The sequence below is a fragment of the Microbacterium sp. WCS2018Hpa-9 genome (genome assembly GCF_031843745.1).
Taxonomy (GTDB): Bacteria; Actinomycetota; Actinomycetes; order Actinomycetales; family Microbacteriaceae; genus Microbacterium.
Genome location: NZ_JAVTIY010000001.1, coordinates 1 through 16,758 on the forward strand (window position 1 = coordinate 1; position 16,758 = coordinate 16,758).

General features: G+C 66.2%; 16 protein-coding genes. 9 read left to right on the forward strand and 7 right to left on the reverse strand.

Annotation, left to right across the window (positions count from 1 at the left end; translation table 11 throughout):
• Window positions 1-53: 53 nt before the first annotated feature.
• The gene (gene ppgK, locus RQG82_RS00005) at window positions 54-815 is read right to left on the reverse strand and encodes a polyphosphate--glucose phosphotransferase (RefSeq protein ID WP_311257106.1); all 762 of its coding nucleotides are present in this window, start codon (window positions 813-815) and stop codon (window positions 54-56) included.
• A gap of 70 nt (window positions 816-885) precedes the next feature.
• Between ppgK and RQG82_RS00010 the strand changes: the two genes are divergently transcribed.
• From RQG82_RS00010 to RQG82_RS00025, 4 genes are all read left to right on the forward strand, one after another.
• Window positions 886-1,101, forward strand: a complete 216-nt coding sequence (locus RQG82_RS00010) for an SPOR domain-containing protein (RefSeq protein WP_311257107.1) — start codon at window positions 886-888, stop codon at window positions 1,099-1,101.
• Window positions 1,102-1,103: 2 nt separating this feature from the next.
• The gene (gene glnA, locus RQG82_RS00015; protein WP_042541155.1) at window positions 1,104-2,441 is read left to right on the forward strand and encodes a type I glutamate--ammonia ligase; all 1,338 of its coding nucleotides are present in this window, start codon (window positions 1,104-1,106) and stop codon (window positions 2,439-2,441) included.
• A gap of 9 nt (window positions 2,442-2,450) precedes the next feature.
• Entirely contained in the window at window positions 2,451-5,426 is a 2,976-nt protein-coding gene (locus tag RQG82_RS00020) for a bifunctional [glutamine synthetase] adenylyltransferase/[glutamine synthetase]-adenylyl-L-tyrosine phosphorylase (protein ID WP_311257108.1), read from the forward strand.
• A 70-nt stretch (window positions 5,427-5,496) separates the two neighbouring features.
• Window positions 5,497-6,426: a diacylglycerol kinase family protein gene (locus RQG82_RS00025; RefSeq protein WP_311257109.1), complete on the forward strand. Its 930-nt coding sequence runs from the start codon at window positions 5,497-5,499 to the stop codon at window positions 6,424-6,426.
• Here the strand turns inward: RQG82_RS00025 and RQG82_RS00030 are convergent.
• Complete coding sequence (locus RQG82_RS00030) at window positions 6,413-7,567, reverse strand: AI-2E family transporter (RefSeq protein ID WP_311257110.1); 1,155 nt, start codon at window positions 7,565-7,567, stop codon at window positions 6,413-6,415. The two genes, RQG82_RS00025 and RQG82_RS00030, sit on opposite strands and share 14 nt — an antisense overlap.
• Before the next feature lie 132 nt (window positions 7,568-7,699).
• On the opposite strand from RQG82_RS00030, the gene RQG82_RS00035 reads away from it, so the two are divergent.
• A complete protein-coding gene (locus RQG82_RS00035; protein ID WP_311257111.1) occupies window positions 7,700-8,200 on the forward strand; it encodes a GNAT family N-acetyltransferase in 501 nt (166 codons plus the stop codon).
• 7 nt (window positions 8,201-8,207) lie between these two features.
• Here the strand turns inward: RQG82_RS00035 and RQG82_RS00040 are convergent, their stop codons facing one another.
• Window positions 8,208-8,435: a hypothetical protein gene (locus RQG82_RS00040; protein WP_311257112.1), complete on the reverse strand. Its 228-nt coding sequence runs from the start codon at window positions 8,433-8,435 to the stop codon at window positions 8,208-8,210.
• A gap of 166 nt (window positions 8,436-8,601) precedes the next feature.
• On the reverse strand, window positions 8,602-8,814 hold the full coding sequence (locus RQG82_RS20105; RefSeq protein ID WP_396653527.1) for a DUF2283 domain-containing protein: 213 nt from the start codon (window positions 8,812-8,814) through the stop codon (window positions 8,602-8,604).
• A gap of 877 nt (window positions 8,815-9,691) precedes the next feature.
• Between RQG82_RS20105 and RQG82_RS00045 the strand changes: the two genes are divergently transcribed.
• Complete coding sequence (locus RQG82_RS00045) at window positions 9,692-10,537, forward strand: hypothetical protein (RefSeq protein ID WP_311257113.1); 846 nt, start codon at window positions 9,692-9,694, stop codon at window positions 10,535-10,537.
• Window positions 10,538-10,632: 95 nt separating this feature from the next.
• On the opposite strand, the gene glnA (RQG82_RS00050) is transcribed toward RQG82_RS00045, so the two are convergent.
• The gene (gene glnA, locus RQG82_RS00050; RefSeq protein ID WP_311257114.1) at window positions 10,633-12,057 is read right to left on the reverse strand and encodes a type I glutamate--ammonia ligase; all 1,425 of its coding nucleotides are present in this window, start codon (window positions 12,055-12,057) and stop codon (window positions 10,633-10,635) included.
• Between the two features lie 160 nt (window positions 12,058-12,217).
• Here glnA (RQG82_RS00050) and RQG82_RS00055 point away from each other — a divergent pair, with 160 nt between their 5' ends.
• The gene (locus RQG82_RS00055) at window positions 12,218-12,604 is read left to right on the forward strand and encodes an RDD family protein (protein ID WP_311257785.1); all 387 of its coding nucleotides are present in this window, start codon (window positions 12,218-12,220) and stop codon (window positions 12,602-12,604) included.
• Between the two features lie 6 nt (window positions 12,605-12,610).
• On the opposite strand, the gene RQG82_RS00060 is transcribed toward RQG82_RS00055, so the two are convergent.
• On the reverse strand, window positions 12,611-13,090 hold the full coding sequence (locus RQG82_RS00060) for an ATP-dependent zinc protease (RefSeq protein ID WP_311257115.1): 480 nt from the start codon (window positions 13,088-13,090) through the stop codon (window positions 12,611-12,613).
• Between the two features lie 26 nt (window positions 13,091-13,116).
• Between RQG82_RS00060 and RQG82_RS00065 the strand changes: the two genes are divergently transcribed.
• Window positions 13,117-14,304, forward strand: a complete 1,188-nt coding sequence (locus RQG82_RS00065; protein ID WP_311257116.1) for a RimK family alpha-L-glutamate ligase — start codon at window positions 13,117-13,119, stop codon at window positions 14,302-14,304.
• Between the two features lie 63 nt (window positions 14,305-14,367).
• Here the strand turns inward: RQG82_RS00065 and RQG82_RS00070 are convergent, their stop codons facing one another.
• Window positions 14,368-15,078, reverse strand: coding sequence for a DUF4191 family protein (locus RQG82_RS00070; protein ID WP_311257117.1), 711 nt, complete (start codon window positions 15,076-15,078; stop codon window positions 14,368-14,370).
• Window positions 15,079-15,239: 161 nt separating this feature from the next.
• On the opposite strand from RQG82_RS00070, the gene RQG82_RS00075 reads away from it, so the two are divergent.
• A complete protein-coding gene (locus tag RQG82_RS00075) occupies window positions 15,240-16,754 on the forward strand; it encodes a hypothetical protein (RefSeq protein ID WP_311257118.1) in 1,515 nt (504 codons plus the stop codon).
• The last annotated feature ends 4 nt before the right edge of the window (window positions 16,755-16,758 follow it).

Here is a 16,758-nt window from a genome sequence, read left to right on the forward strand (position 1 = left end):
CCGAGGCCCCGCCGGACCGGGGGGGCCTTCTGCTCTCGATGGTCGCGGAGGGGTCAGTCGCCGGCGAGGGAGGCCGCGCCGATGATGCCCGAGTTGTTGCGGTGGATCGCCGGGACGATCGGGGTCTTGAGGTCGAGCAGCGGGAGGAAGTCTCCGGCGTTCTTCGACACGCCGCCGCCGACCACGAACAGGTCGGGGCTGAAGAGGAACTCGATGTGCGAGTAGAACTTCTGCAGTCGCTCGGCCCACTCGGGCCAGCTGAGACCCTCACGCTCGCGCGCGGAGGTCGCGGCATAGGTCTCGACGGACTCGTACTCGCCGAAGTTCAGGTGACCGAGCTCGGTGTTCGGCAGCAGCACGCCGTCGTAGAGGAAGGCCGATCCGATGCCGGTGCCGAGTGTGGTGAGCAGCGTGAAGCCACGCACGTCGCGGGCCGCACCGTGGCGGGCTTCGGCGACTCCGGCAGCGTCGGCGTCGTTCACGAACACGATGTTGCGTCCGAGACCGTCGCGGAAGAACTTCTCCGCGTCGAAGTCGATCCACTCCTTCGAGACGTTGGCGGCCGAGAGGGTCTTGCCGCGCTTGACGATCGCGGGGAACGCGACGCCGAGCGGCAGTGCCGTGTCCTGCACGTCGAGGGTCTTCACGTCGAGGGTCTTCAACACGGTCCGCACCGCCTCGAGGACATCCTGGGGGGATGCGCCCTTGGGAGTGGGCACGCGCACCCTGTCCGAGGCCATGATGCCGTGCTCCAGGTCGACGAGACCTGCCTTGATACCCGTGCCGCCGATGTCGACGCCGATCGCTTTTGCCATGGTCGATAGCTTAGCGACCGACGTCAGCGCCGATAGGATCGATGACACCACGTGAAGAAGGGGATCGGCCATGTCGAACGGCGATAAGAAGTACTGGTACAACCTGGAGACCGGTCAGGTGGAGTTCGGCATGATCTCCGCATCGGCCGACCGCGTCGGCCCCTTCGACACCGAGGCCGAGGCATCTCGGGCTCCCGAGAAGCTCAAAGAGCGCTCGCGCGCCTGGGCCGACGAGGAAGCCGCCGAGAGCGGCTGGGACGCCGGCACCGGCAAGGGCGCTGAGTGACCGTGGACAAGCAGAGAGATTTCGTCCTCCGGACGATCGAAGAGCGCGGCGTCAAGTTCGTCCGCCTGTGGTTCACCGATGTCATCGGCACGCTCAAGTCCGTCGCCATCGCGCCGGCCGAGGTCGAGGGCGCGTTCGCCGAGGGGATCGGGTTCGACGGCTCTGCCATCGAGGGCCTGACCCGCAGCTACGAGTCCGACCTTCTCGCACAGCCCGACCCCACCACGTTCCAGACCCTGCCGTGGCGCGGCGAGATCGACCCCACCGCGCGCATGTTCTGCGACATCACCACGCCCGACGGCCGGCCGGCCGTGTCCGACCCGCGGCACGTGCTCAAGCGCACGCTCGCGAAGGCCGCCGATGCCGGGTTCACCTTCTACACGCATCCCGAGATCGAGTTCTACCTGCTCAAGTCGTCGTCGTTCGGTCCTGAGGGCCCGGTGCCGGTGGACTCTGCGGGCTACTTCGACAACGTCCCCGGCGGCACGGCTCACGACTTCCGCCGCCGGTCGGTGCGGATGCTCGAAGACCTCGGCATCTCGGTTGAGTTCAGCCACCACGAGGGCGGGCCGGGGCAGAACGAGATCGATCTCCGCTACGCGGACGCGCTGACGATGGCCGACAACGTGATGACGTTCCGTACGGTCATCAAAGAGGTCGCGATCGAGCAGGGCGTCTACGCGACGTTCATGCCGAAGCCCCTGAGCGGCCACCCCGGAAGCGGCATGCACACGCACATGTCGCTCTTCGAGGGGGAGCGCAACGCGTTCTACGAAGAGGGCGCCAAATACCAGCTGTCCAAGACCGGTCGCCACTTCATCGCCGGACTCCTGCGGCACGCCAACGAGATGGCGGCGGTGACCAATCAGTTCGTCAACTCGTACAAGCGTCTCTGGGGAGGCGACGAGGCTCCGAGCTTCGTCACGTGGGGCCACAACAACCGCTCCGCGCTCGTTCGGGTGCCGATGTACAAGCCCAACAAGGGCGGATCGTCGCGCGTCGAATACCGCGCGCTCGACTCTGCAGCGAACCCCTACCTCGCCTACGCGCTCATGCTCGCAGCGGGTCTCAAGGGCATCGAAGAGGAGTACGAGCTGCCGCCGGAGGCCGAAGACAACGTGTGGTCGCTCAGCGATGCCGAGCGTCGTGCACTGGGATACTCAGCGCTGCCTGCGAGCCTCGACCATGCACTCGAATACATGGAGAGCTCCGAGCTGGTGGCCGAGACCCTCGGTGAGTCGGTCTTCAACTACGTGCTTCTGAACAAGCGCAAGGAGTGGGAGGCCTACCGTGGCCAGGTCACGCCGCTGGAGCTGAAGAACAACCTCGAGCTGCTCTGAGCGTCGCCCATGGCCCGTTCGGACGACTCCGTCTCTCTCTCCGCGCTGGCCAGGCTCGGGTTCGCCGAGCTCAGCGAGGCGGCGGCGAATCTCACCGAGCTCGCGACGCTGATCGGCGTCGAACGGTCTCTTCTGCTCAGTGAGGCCGATGCTGCTGATCCCGATGCGGCGGTCGAGGGGATGCTGCGCGTGGCGCGACGCGATGCCGCACCGATCGCGGCTCTGTTCGCCGACGAGCGGGCTCGCAGACGCGCGTGGAGGGTGTTCGGGGCGTCTCAGGGCTTCGCCGACTTCTTCCTGAGGCATCCGACCGAGGTGTCGGTGCTGGCCGATCGATCGACGGGGCTGCCGTCGGCAGACGAGCTGCGTGAGCGCATGCTCGACGCGGTCGGTGCGCGAGACGGCTTCGCCGAGTCGGGCGACGACAGCGCGGTGGTCACGCTGCGCGTGGCCTACCGACGCAACCTCGCACTGATCGCCGCGGTCGATCTGACCGCGCACAACCCGGTGCGGATCGTCGCCGACGTCGCCGCGGCGCTGGCTGATATCGCCGGTGCTGCACTGGAGGCGTCGCTGGCAATCGCCCGTCGGCGGCTGGTCGACTCGATGAGCCGCGACCAGGTCGCTGCCACTCAGCTCGCGATCATCGGCATGGGCAAAGCGGGCGCACGCGAGCTGAACTACGTCAGCGACGTCGACGTGATCTTCGTCGGGGGAACAGCAGACGAAGACGTCGTCTCGGAATCTCGGGCGATCGACATCGCGACGCGCCTCGCGAGGGAGACGATGCGCGGACTGAGCGGCATCGAGGTCGAACCGCCGCTCTGGGAGGTCGACGCGGCGCTCCGTCCAGAGGGCAAGCAGGGCGCGCTGGTGCGATCGCTCGGCTCGCACCTGGCTTACTACGACCGCTGGGCCAAGAGCTGGGAGTTCCAGGCGCTGCTGAAGGCACGACCTCTGGCGGGCGATCCTCAGCTCGGCGCCGAGTACATCGCCGCGGTGCAGCCCAAGGTCTTCTCCAGCGCCGCACGGGAGAACTTCGTCGACAGCGTGCAGCGCATGCGCGAGCGGGTCATGGAGCACATCGACCCCGAGGATGCGCCGTACCAGCTCAAACTGGGCTCTGGCGGCCTGCGTGACATCGAGTTCACCGTGCAGCTCCTGCAGCTCGTGCACGGCCTCACCGACCCGCGTCTGCGCACGCACGGCACGCTGGAGAGCCTCGACGCGCTCGTCGCGGGCGGCTACATCGGGCGGGCCGAGGCTGCGTCGTTCGCGGACGACTACTGCGTGCTGCGGCTGATGGAGCACAGGCTGCAGCTCAGGGAGCTCAGCCGCACCCATCTGATGCCCCGGACGCCCGCCGGCCTTCGGGTGCTGGCTCGCAGCACGGGCCTCGGCGAATCCGGAGAGGCGATCTGGGCTCGATGGGAGAGCGTCCGGCGCGAGGTGCGCGACATCCACACCCGGCTGTTCTACCGTCCCCTTCTGAGCGCCGTGGCGTCACTGCCCGAAGAGGAACGCACACTCTCGACCGCGCAGGCGCACGACCGGCTCATGGCGATCGGCTTCCGCGATCCGGCAGGTGCTCTGCGGCACATCGGCGCTCTCACGACGGGGTTGAGCCGCAAAACGACCATCCAGCGGCATCTCATGCCGGTAATGGTGCGGTGGTTCGCCGACGGCAGCGATCCGGACTATGCCCTGATCGCTTTCCGTCGCATCAGCGAGCGACTCGGCGACACCCCCTGGTTCCTGCGGATGCTGCGGGATTCGTCCGGTGCCGCTGAGAGCCTCACGAGGCTGCTGTCGTCGTCACGCTATGTCGGCGAGCTCATGGAATGGATCCCCGAGTCCGTCGCCTGGCTCGACAGCAGCGAGCTGCTGCGTCCCCGCAGCGGTGCCGCGCTCGACGAGGAGGCCAGGGCCATCCAGACGCGCCACAAGAACGTGGGTGATGCACTGCAGGCCGTCCGAGCGCTCCGGCGTCGGGAACTTCTGCGCACGGCGATGGGCGGCGTCCTCGACGTGCTCTCGATCGAGCAGATCGCGACGTCGCTGACCGAGATCACCGACGCGACGATCCAGGCGGCGCTGCGCGCGGTTCGACGTGAGATCGTGCCCGCCGACGATGAGGCGCTCGACTTCGCGGTGATCGGCATGGGGCGTTTCGGGGGAGCGGAGCTGGGTTTCGGCTCTGACGCCGACATCCTCTACGTTTACGACGCGAACGGCGTCGATCCTCAGCGTGCGCAGTCGCTCGCCACGAGGATCGTCGCAGGACTCCGGGAGCACCTGACCGATCATCGGGTGCCGCTCGACCTCGATGCCGACCTCCGACCGGAGGGACGTAACGGCCCTGTGGTGCGGTCGATCGAGGCGTATGCCGAGTACTACCGACGCTGGTCGCTGTCGTGGGAGGCGCAGGCGCTGCTCCGGGCACGAGGGGTCGCGGGCAGCACCACTCTCATCGCGAAGTTCACCGCCCTCGCCGACAGCATCCGGTATCCCGCAGAGGTCGATCTGCAGGGCACCCGCGAGATCAAGCGGATCAAGGCTCGTGTCGAGGGGGAGCGGCTGCCGCAGGGGGTGGATCCGCGTCGTCATCTGAAGCTCGGACCTGGCACGCTCAGCGATGTCGAGTGGCTGGTGCAGCTTCTGCAGCTGCAGCACGCCCACGACGTGCCCGAACTGCAGACCACGTCTACGCTCACTGCCCTCGGGGCTGCCGTCGACGCGGGATTCGTGCCCGCCGATGCCGCCGATCTCCTCCGCGCCGCGTGGTTGCTGTCGAGCCGTCTGCGCTCCGCGATCACCCTGTACACGGGCAAGACGAGCGACGTGCTGCCGACGGATCCGCGCGACCTCGACGCGATCGGCCGGCTGCTCGGATACCCCGACCGCTCAGCGAGCGTGCTCGACGATGACTACCTCGGCGTGACCCGGCGTGCGCGCAGGGCCTTCGAGCAGCTCTTCTACGGGTAGGCGCACACACGTCGCGTCAAGGGCATGCGCGTCATTTGCCTTTTCAGCGCCGGTCGCACAGGCTGAGCGCATGACGATCTCGAAGCTCGGTATTATCTGGAACCCGTCGAAGGTTGACGGGGATTCGCTGCGCGAAGCCGTTGCCGCGACCTTCGTCTCCGACGGAGTCGAGACGCCCGTCGCGTGGTGGGAGACCAGCATCGAGGACCCGGGCCGCGGCATGGCCGCAGAGGCCGTGGCCGCAGACTGCGACCTGGTGATCGCCGTCGGTGGAGACGGTACGGTGCGGGCGGTCGCGGAATCGTTGGCGGGCACGGATTCCGCGCTCGGCATCGTGCCGCAGGGCACCGGCAACCTGCTCGCTCGCAATCTCGAGATCCCCTTGAACGACATCCCCGCCGCACTGGAGCGGGTCCGCGACGGCGAGCCGCAGCGGATCGACGTGGGCTGGGTCGACCACGACGGCACCGAGCATGCGTTCGTGGTGATGGTCGGCTTCGGCATCGACGCTCAGATGCTGGTGGAGACCGACGAGGACCTGAAGAACCGTGCCGGATGGATCGCATACGTGGAGGCGATGGGGCGTGCCCTGGCCGGCACCGAAATGACCGACATCACCCTCACGCTCGATGATCAGGAGCCGCAGGGCCTTCGCGGTCACACGATGCTGATCGGCAACTGCGGCATGGTGCAGGGCGGCATCCGCCTCCTGCCGGACGCCGTGCTCGATGACGGGCTGCTCGACATGCTGCTCGTGAGCGCCGATGGGCCGCTGCAGTGGCTCGACACCGTCCGCGCCTTCGTCTGGGAGAACGGCATCCGCCGCATGATGGGCAATGTCGATACCGCCGTGAGTACGGACTCGACGACCCACATTTCAGCCGAACGCATCCGGGTCGAGCTCGCGTCGCCGCAGACGTTCGAGATCGATGGCGAAGAGGTCGGAGCGGTCTCCGACTTCACTGTGCGGGTTCAGCCCTCCGCGCTCACCGTTCGCTGAGCGTTCCCGGCGGGACGACCTTGCTGTCCTGCGTCGGGAAGACGACCTTCTGAACGATGATGATGATGCTGGCGGCGACCGGGATCGCGACGAGAGCGCCGAGGATGCCACCGAGCGCGCCGCCGGCGATGGCCGCGATCACGACGAGGGAACCGGGAACGGCGACCGCCTTGTTCATGATTCGCGGTGACAGGACATATGCCTCGATCTGCATGTAGACGAGGTAGTAGCCGAACGCGATGAGTGCGGTGACCGGGCTGACGATGAGGCAGATCAGCGCGTTGATGATCGATGCGCTGAGGGTTCCGACGAGCGGGATCATCGATCCGATGAAGGCGATCAGCGCGAGCAGGGCCGGCACGGGCGCGCCGATGATGCTCAGCACGATCAGGCTCAGGACGCCGTTGATCAGCGCGAGGCTCGCCTGTCCCATCACGTAGCGACCGACTGCGCCGGAGACGTCCTCGAGGAGTCCTCCGAAGGTGTCCCGCTGGTACATCGGGACGAAGCGCACCGCTACGCGCTTCATGCTGCGCAGTGAGGCCATGAAGTACAGGGTCAGGATGAGCACGATCGTGACGCCGGTGAAGCCTCCGGCGATGCCCGCGCCGACCGCGAAGACTCCTCCGCTGATGTTCAGGATGTTGCCCGGATCCTGCACGAAGCTCAGCACGCCCTGCGCCGCGTCATCGAAGGTTGAGCCGAACTGCTCGCTCACGTCCTTGAACCACGCGCTGGCCATGAAGTCCTCGACCATCTGCGGGCCGTCATTGATCAGGTTGGTCACCTGTTCGATGAGGAGCGGCACGATGGCCAGGATGATCCCGGCGAAGACGAGGACCACGGCGGAGACGACGATCGCGACCGCGGCGGGGCGCGGGAGCTTGCGCTCGATGAACGCGACGATCGGGTCGAGGCCGAGCGCGAGGAAGATCGCGACCCCGATGTAGACCAGCACCGTCGCGAGCTGATTGATGATCCCGCCGAGCATCAGTGCGACGAGCACGCCCAGCGCGCCGAGCAGGCCGAACGTGAAGGGGTTGATCCGGGCGATGGCCGCGGCGGCGGTCTTGGGCTGCGCCGGGGGAGTCTCCGAAGTATGGACCTTCTTCGGCTGCAGACTGTCGTTCTTGCGGCGCATGATGGCCCCTCACTGTGTTCATTCGGACCCCTCAGTTGACCAGTCGTGGCTGTCGAAAGCAAGCGCGACACGGACGCGCCGATTGTGGTGTATAGCGGGGCGAATGTCGGATGCCCGTGCGATCGTTCACGCATGGATGCGCTCATACTCAGACCCTGGTCGGCGGGCGATCTCGAGCTGCTGCGTCTGGCGAACACGCCGGAGATGACGGCTCACCTCAACGGCGTCGAGAGCGAGCAGCAGCTGCTCGATCGCAATGCCCGCTACCTGCGGCTGTGGGAGGCGGGAGAGGCCAGGATGTTCGTGATCCAGGACGACGATCGACGTTCGCTGGGTTCCATCGGGTTCTGGAACGTCGAGTGGCGCGACGAGCCTGCGCTCGAGGCGGGGTGGTTCGTGGTCCCTGACGCGCAGGGGAAAGGCGTGGCTTCCCTAGCCCTCGGGCTGCTGATCGACGATGCGAGAGAGCACCGTGGTGGACGCAGGTTCCTGACGGCATTCCCGTCGACGCAGAACGCGGGGTCAAACGGCGTATGCCGTCGAAACGGGTTCGAGATGGTCGGCACCGTCACCGATACGTTCCGCGGTGCGGACCTGACGATGAACGAGTGGGTGCTGGATCTCGCCGACTGAGTGCGCGCTACTCAGGCTTCTCGCCCTTCTCGCCCTTCCACGACGATTCGAACCCTGCGCTGAACGCGACGCCCAACGCCAGTCCCAACGCAACCCCGACGCCGACGTTGTCGAACAGCAGCGTGCCTGCCCCCGCACCGATCGGAAGACCGATCGCCATACCGAGGGCGATGCCGACACCCGGCTTCTTCATCGAGTTCTCGGGTGATTCGGAGTTCTCGTCGGATTCGGTCATGTGAAGGACGATACGTAAACGGAGGAGCACCCGCATCCCCCGCAAGACGGACATGGCGCAGTTCGTGGCGAAGCAGGAAGACGAGATCGCCCCCGAGCCAGAGCTCGGGCGCGTTCTCGAAGCTTTTGCGGATCAGACGCCGAAGCGGTCGGGTGGTCGCCGGCGTCTAAGACTCGTGATCGGTAGCGGGTGGCTCCAGAAGAGTCGCCTCGCTTAAAGCTGCAGGGCGCAGAAGAGTCTTGGCTGCAAGTACTTCGATACCGATGAGTCTTCCCTCTCGGTCAAAGTCGAGAATGATCTCGCCTCGACCGTCAGGCTTGGCGATCTCCGCGATCTGGCGATCTGACTCCCCGGGTTTGGGGTCGTAACGAATATTCATCTTCCCCCTCCACTTCCGCCGCCGCCCGAGCGAGTAACCGTGATGATCGCACCGCCTTGTCTGTCTACTTCAACGACGCGCCGTCCACCGATGGCCGCGCCCATCTCGAGACCTGCCCTGCGCCAGAGCTTGATCGTGCGCATGGAGCGCCGCACGCGCTTAGTTGCTTGGCGATAGTCGAGCTCGCTCACTCTCGTTCCTCCGGATCCGCATCAGGGGCAGCGTACGTCGCCCCGCAGACTCTGCAGACGGCCTCTCCTCTGTCACTCACTACCCACGTGACGACCACGGCGGTCTCGCCGCACACGGAGCACGGACGTCGACGACCGGCCCGTTCGGCCGGAGTGATCCTGTAGAGCTGCGTGAGCTTGCGGACGAGGCAGCTTCTGGTCGTGGCTACGCGCCGAGCTACGTCCATGCTTCGCATTCGCTGGGTTCCATCGGGTTCTGGAACGTCGAGTGGCGTGGCGAGCCGGCGTTGGAGACGGGGTGGTTCGTCCTTCCGGAGGCGCAGGGGGAGAGGCGTGGCATCGAGCTCTCGGGCTGCTGCTCGACGATGCGCGGCAGCACTGCGCCGAGCGGCAGTTCCTGACAGCACTCCCGCCCGTCGAGAACGCGGGCTCGAACGAGGTCTGTCGACGCGCGGGATTCGAGATGGTCGGCACTGTCACCCCTGGAGTTGCGTGGTGCGCCCCTGACGATGAACGAGCCGGTGTTGGACCTCACCGACTGAGTGCGCGGGCGGTCCCATACTCCTCTCGTCCGACCCGCTTGACGCGACTTGGTCCGGAGAGGACCATTGGCCTTCACAGCCAAGATGTTCGGGTGGACAAGGGTCTGGGGGCCTCGTCGCTTGGCGCCTCAGCGAGGAGCGATCATGGGTGGCAAGCACACCACGGATGTGGTCAACAGCGTCATGGACGACGAGATCATCGATCGGATACCGATTCCGAAATCGGAGGAAGCGCGCGAGAAGCTGGGATTCGAGGACACCGTCGCGTGGCTTCGCGACGACGCGAAGACCCAGTCCCCTGCCAGCCTGCTCGGACGTGTCTATTACAAGTTCGATGGTGACGAGGAACTCCGAAGCCACGCGTACAGCATGGAGCTCGAAATCGATCCCGAGTCCGTTCTCAAGAAGCCAGTCACACGCCAAGAACTCCTCGTCAATCATGAGACTGCCGCCGACGCAGGGTTCCTCTCGTTCGTGTCGGCGAAGGTGGGCGCGACAGAGATGCTCGAGATGAGGGTCGTCGACAACGCCGCTGCATCGGCGAAGGTGGTCGGGCAGCAATGGATGGGCGAACTCGACGAGTGGTTCAGGCGCCAGAAGGAGCAGCCGATCGCGGGCGGGCGGAAGAAGCTCCTGTTCTGCGCCGTTGTCACCGGGGTGGTGCAGAAGTACGTCTCCACGAAGCGTTTCAGCGAGTTCGAAGCGTCAGGCAAAGGCGGTGGATACGGTGTGAATGTGGGAGGGCGGCTTTACGTGAGTTCGTCAGGATTCGAGCTGGACATCGTGCATGGCCTGTCGTTGCAGGACCTACTTCCGTTCATCCAGTCCGCCGACGATGTGGACGAGCACGCAGTCGAACAGGCGAGGAAGGCAGCGGAAGGCAGTACGGATCTCGACGACGATCTGAAGGACTTCGGCGTCACCCCAGGCCCGATCATCTCCAGGAAGTTCGAGGAAGAGGTCCTGGCCGCGCCCCGTTTCGAATTCTGACATCGGACGATCGCAGGAGGTTCTCCCGCACAACACGAAAGAGCCCTCCACCGGGTGACCGGGGAGGGCTCTCTCGTGCGTGTCGTTCGTGCGGATCAGACGCCGAAGTACAGCTCGTACTCGAACGGGTGGGGGCGCTGAGCCATCGGGAGGATCTCGTTCTCGTACTTGTACGAGATCCAGGTCTCGATGAGCTCCTCGGTGAACACGCCGCCCTCGAGGAGGAACTGGTGGTCCGCCTTCAGAGCGTCGAGCGAGTCCAGCAGGGAGTTCGGGACCTGGGGGATGTTCTTGGCCTCCTCGGGGGGAAGCTCGTAGAGGTCCTTGTCGACGGGCTCGTGCGGCTCGATGCGGTTCTTGATGCCGTCGAGTCCTGCCATGAGCTGCGCCGCGAACGCGAGGTACGGGTTGCCCGACGCGTCGGGAGCGCGGAACTCGATGCGCTTGGCCTTCGGGTTGGAGCCCGTGATCGGGATGCGGATGGCAGCCGAGCGGTTTCCTGCCGAGTAGACCAGGTTGACCGGAGCCTCGAAGCCCTTGACCAGACGGTGGTAGCTGTTCAGAGTCGGGTTCGTGAACGCGAGCACAGCCGGAGCGTGTGCGAGAAGTCCGCCGATGTACCAGCGGGCGACGTCGCTGAGCTGGCCGTAGCCTGCCTCGTCGTAGAACAGCGGCTTGCCGTCGTTCCAGAGCGACTGGTGCGTGTGCATGCCCGAGCCGTTGTCGCCGTAGAGCGGCTTCGGCATGAAGGTGGCGACTTTGCCCCACTCTTCGGCGGTGTTCTTGACGATGTACTTGAACTTCAGGATGTCGTCCGCCGAGTGCACCATGGTGTCGAAGCGGTAGTTGATCTCCTGCTGGCCGGCGGTGCCGACCTCGTGGTGCGAGCGCTCGAGGATGAACCCGGCGTCGATCAGCTTCAGGGTGATGTCGTCGCGCAGGTCAGCGGTCTTGTCGACCGGGCTGACGGGGAAGTAGCCACCCTTGTACGGGGTCTTGTTGGCGAGGTTTCCGCCCTCTTCCTCACGACCGGTGTTCCATGCGGCCTCTTCGGAGTCGACCTTGTAGAAGCTCTCGCCGGCGGTGACCGAGTAGCGCACGTCGTCGAAGATGTAGAACTCGGCCTCGGGGGCGAAGAACGCGGTGTCGGCGATGCCGGTCGAGGCGAGGTACTTCTCGGCCTTCTTGGCGACCTGGCGCGGGTCCTTCGAGTAGATCTCTCCCGTGCGCGGGTTGTAGATGTCGAAGATCATCACGAGGGTGCTCGCCTCGCGGAAGGGGTCCATGTACGCCGTGGTGACATCGGGGATCAGCTGCATGTCGGACTCGTGGATGCTGGCGAAGCCGCGGATCGAGGAGCCGTCGAACAGCTGCCCGTCCACGAAGAAGTCCTCGTCGACAGTGGCCGCAGGGATGTTGAAGTGCTGCTGCACACCAGGGAGATCAGTGAATCGGATGTCAAGGAACTTGACGTCGTTCTCCTTGATGAAGGTCAGCACCTCGGACGAATCTTTGAACATGTACGACTCCTGGATTGCGGATCGATGGCTTCACGGCCATTGTGCACAGTACGTGCGGGGCGTTACCCCACGGTATCCGCTTTGTTTCCGGCATGTTACGCGCCGGTAGGCTGGTTACGTGACGGATGCTGTGAACACGTACCCCGGAGAACGACTCGGAATGCCGCAGACGGGGACGGGCAGCATCGCCCGCCCTGGACGGCGGATCGGGGCTCTCCTCATCGACTACGTCGCTGCGACGATCATCGCCACCGGCTTCCTCGGGTACGACCAGTTCGCACTGCCCGCAGAGGCCGGCCTGACGATGTTCGCGCCGATGGGCGTATTCGCCCTGCTGCAGATCCTCTTCATCCCGACCGCGGGCGGCAGCCCGGGGCACCGCATCCTCGGCATGCGCGTCGTGCGCCTCGGCGGGGGTTGGGTGGGGGTGTGGCGACCGATCGTGCGCACGCTGCTCATCGTCGTCGTCATCCCTGCGGTCATCTGGGATGCCGACCAGCGCGGTATTCACGACAAGCTGACGGGACTCGTTCTCATCCGCGCCTGACGCGGCTCACTCCTTGCCGCGATTGCGTCGTCGCGCTTCGCGCGGTGCGCGACCTCCGAGGAACGAGCGTGCGGGGTCTACGACGTAGCCCTGTCGCAGCGCCTCGCGTCCGATGAGCATCCGGAATCCCATCTCATCTCGGTTGCTCAGCGTCACCTCGGCCAGCACCTCTCGGTCGTGCAGACGAATGAGCATCTCGACGACGAGTCGCTGCTGTGCATGGCCGGAAGAGCTGCGAATGGCACGGCGATCATGCACCGGGGATTCGACGATCACGGCATCCTCTTGGCTGTCCTGCCAAGGCTTCACCCGGAAGCGAACCCACGACACGCCGTCGCGCTCGAACTCCTGGATCTGAAATGCGTGCAGCGAAGAGGTCCGAGCGCCCGTGTCGATCTTGGCTTTGAGCCAGTCCACTCCGAGATCGGGCAGGCTCACCCATTCTCGCCACCCGATAAGGGTGTTTGAATGGGATGACTTACTCACCCCACCATCCTGGCAGGAAATCCTCCGTGAAGATCGCAGTGCTCTCTCGCGCGCCGCAGGCGTACTCCACCCAAAGGCTGCGCGCCGCCGCGCTCCAGCGGGGTCACAACGTCAAGGTGCTGAACACGCTCCGCTTCGCGATCGATCTCACGGCCGACGAGCCCGACCTGCATTACCGCGGTCGTCAGCTCAGCGACTACGACGCGATCCTGCCCCGTATCGGCAACTCGATCACCTACTTCGGCACTGCCGTCGTGCGCCAGTTCGAGCAGATGGACGTGTACACGCCGAATACGGCGAACGGGATCTCGAGTGCGCGCGACAAGCTCCGCGCGAACCAGATCCTCTCGCGGCACAACATCGCGATGCCGCCGACGGCCTTCGTGCGCAATCGGGCCGACGTGCGGCCGGCCATCGAAAGGGTTGGCGGTGCTCCCGTCGTCATCAAGCTCCTCGAGGGCACGCAGGGGATCGGCGTCATCCTCGCGCCCCAGGTGAAGGTGGCCGAGGCGATCATCGAGACCCTCCACTCGACCAACCAGAACGTGCTCATCCAGAAGTTCATCTCCGAGAGCCGTGGTCGGGACATCCGCGCACTCGTGGTGGGCGACCGGGTGGTGGCGGCGATGCGACGATCGGCAGCCGGAGACGAGTTCCGCTCCAACGTGCATCGCGGCGGCTCTGTCGAAGCGGTGGAGCTCGACCCCATCTACGAACGCGCGGCTGTTCGCTCGGCCCAGATCATGGGCCTGCGCGTCGCCGGAGTCGACATGCTCGAGGGCGACGAGGGCCCGCTGGTCATGGAGGTCAACTCCTCGCCAGGGCTGCAGGGAATCGAGACGGCCACCAAGCTCGACGTCGCCGGGGCGATCATCGACTACATCGCAGGGCAGGTGGCGTTCCCCGAGATCGATGTGCGCCAGCGCCTGACGGTCTCGACGGGCTACGGCGTCGCCGAGCTGATGGTGCACGGCGCTGTCGACCTCGTCGGCAAGACGCTCGGCGAGGCCGGGCTCTGGGAGCGCGACATCACCGTGCTCACGCTGCACCGCGGGGTCTCCGTCATCCCGAACCCACGCAAGCACGTCGTGCTCGAGGCAGAGGATCGGCTCTTCTGCTTCGGCAAGCTCGACGAGATGCGATCCATGGTGCCCGAGCGCCGACGTCGCCGCGCCAAGGTCCGCCGCCTCCCGCGTCAGCCGCTCTCGGAGTGAAACCAAGAAGCGCGGCCGCCTCTCGAGAGAGGTGGCCGCGCTTCTTCGTATATGGGCGTCAGGTCAACGCGGGCGCTGCGCCCTGACCTTGGTCGGGTCGATGCCCTTGGGGATCGGCAGCGAGGAGATCGACTGCGACACCGACTCGATGCGTCGGATGACGGCGCCCATGGTGGCCTTGTCGATGACCTTCGGAAGCTTCTTGATCGTCTTGGCGAGATCGGCGATCGCGACGTCGTCATCGCCGTGGCCGACGTAGAGCACGGTGACGGGCACGCCGTGGGCGACGCGGGCGGCCTTGCTGCGCTCGTCGTTGACGAGACGGCTCAGGCGTCCGCGTGAGCCCTCTCCGACGACGACGACACCGCCGCGTCCGACCGTGCGGTAGACGGCGTCCTGGGTCTTCGGGTTGATCCCCACCGGGGTCTCGGAACCCTGCCAGTTGCGCCCGAGGCTGGTGCTGAGCACGTGGCCTGTGGCACCGGGCATTCCGTCGATCTTCTGGTACATCGCCGAGGTGGACAGACGCGTCATCAGGAACATCGCGCCGAGCAGACCGAGCATCAGACCCGAGATGCCCCAGAGGATGAGCGTCCACACCTGGAACGGGGGGATCAGGTAGCCGACGATGACGCCGAGGAGCACACCGATGACCAGCAGCGCGATCTGAGCCCAAGGCAGCCAGGGGTAGATCTCCCTCGTGAACTTGAAGAGGGACTTGATCTGGGAGAAGAATCCCGGACGCTTCTCGGGCGCGGACGTGCGGTTTGCCATGTGCATAAGAATACCGACTCCGGAGCACGCTCATGGCGTCGTTCGCGTCAGGCGGATTCCGGGTCCTCATCTTCCTCTGCACCGGTCACCGATCCTCACGGATGCGTCCACATCGCGGTTCCCTTCCACACCCGATCCGTGCGATGCGCTGACATGGGCTGATGGCAGACACAGAAGCGCGACCGCGAGAGGCGGTGCTCGTCCCCGGTGCGCATCGCGTGATCAGGAGGATCGACGCGGGTGAAGGACCGTATGCGGGAACGCTGGTCACCCGAGGCGGGTCGGTGGCGGTGCAGGTCGACTCGTCGTCGATCAGCGGGTGGGTGGGGTGGGAGCACGCCGGCGACGATCATGTCGCAGGGCCGCTCGACGTCGTGAGGCGATCCGACGGGCATGACGTACTTCTGCCGTGGTGCACCGAGCGGGTCTCCTCGTTCATCGGACGTCGGGCCGCAGCCGACGCAGCGCTCGCCTCCGGAGAGATGACCACTCTTGTGGCCAGCATCCTGCGCGGCATGGGCGAGCTTGCGAGAGCGGCGGATCACGAAGCGACCGGCGAGTGGTGGCTCACCGACGACGGGCGACCGACGTTCGTGTTCGGTTCCGGCGAGACTGCGCGAGCGGCGGCGGCCGCTCTCGTGGCTCGGCTGCGGAAGGACTGCGCCGACCGCTCGCTCGCTCGTCTGCTCGCCGCGATCGAGGAGGGGCTGGGTGCAGACACCGCAAGACCGGGGATGCCGGCCCGGCAGCTCGAGCGGTGGGAGGCGGAGCTGTTCGACACGGCGGCTTCGAAACCGCTGAGGCGAGATGTGCATGCGCCCGAACTCGCAAGGGACGCGGATGCGGCGAGGCACGCGGTCGTCGCACGGCCCGACCAGCGGCGCCAGCTGAGAAGCCGCGCGTCGCTGCCGCGGCAGAGCAGCGGAGTCGGGGCGCTGTCGTCGCGCATCGTCGTTGCGATCGGGCATCGCGTCAGCGCGTGGCGAGCAGCGGTCGCCCTCGGGCTCGAGCACCGACCCTGGCGCCGTGCTGACGGAGGGTCCGTCCGTCGTGGCGAGCTCGCAGACGTGGGCACCGCAGCGAGCGGACGCACTCCCGTGAGACGCGGTCGGCGAACGATCGTCGCCGCGGTGGCGGCTGCCGTGGTGCTCGTAGGCGGACTGCTCTGGCCCGGCGGAGCGACGGGAGAGCCGGACGGCGGCGGCGCCAAGGCCGTCCCGAAGAGCACTCCGCGCGCGACGGAGGTCGACCGCGTCCCGTCCGCTTCGTCGCCGACGTCTTCTCCGTCAGCTCCAGCGCCGGATGCGGCGCCGTCACCTGTGCCGTCGGCGGAGGGATCGCCGAGCGACGGATCCGACCCGGTGGATCCCGTCGAGGCGGCGCGGATGCTGATCAGCGCGATCGGCATCTGCGGCGAGCACGACGACAAGGTCTGCGACGGTGCTGTCGCTCAAGGCTCTGTCGGTGTCGTGGATGCGCTGGGCGGCGACAGCGAGGGGGCGTTGCAGCTCGAACCGGTGGATGAGTATGGAGATGTCGCGGTGATCCGGGTGTCCTCGTCAGAGGGCGGCGATGCTGCGGCGCCGGGAGGCGGGGAGCGGATGGTCGTGCTCGTCCGGATCGCAGAGAAATGGCTGGTCCGCGACGTGTACGACGTCGCGGACCAGCCAGGATGATGCT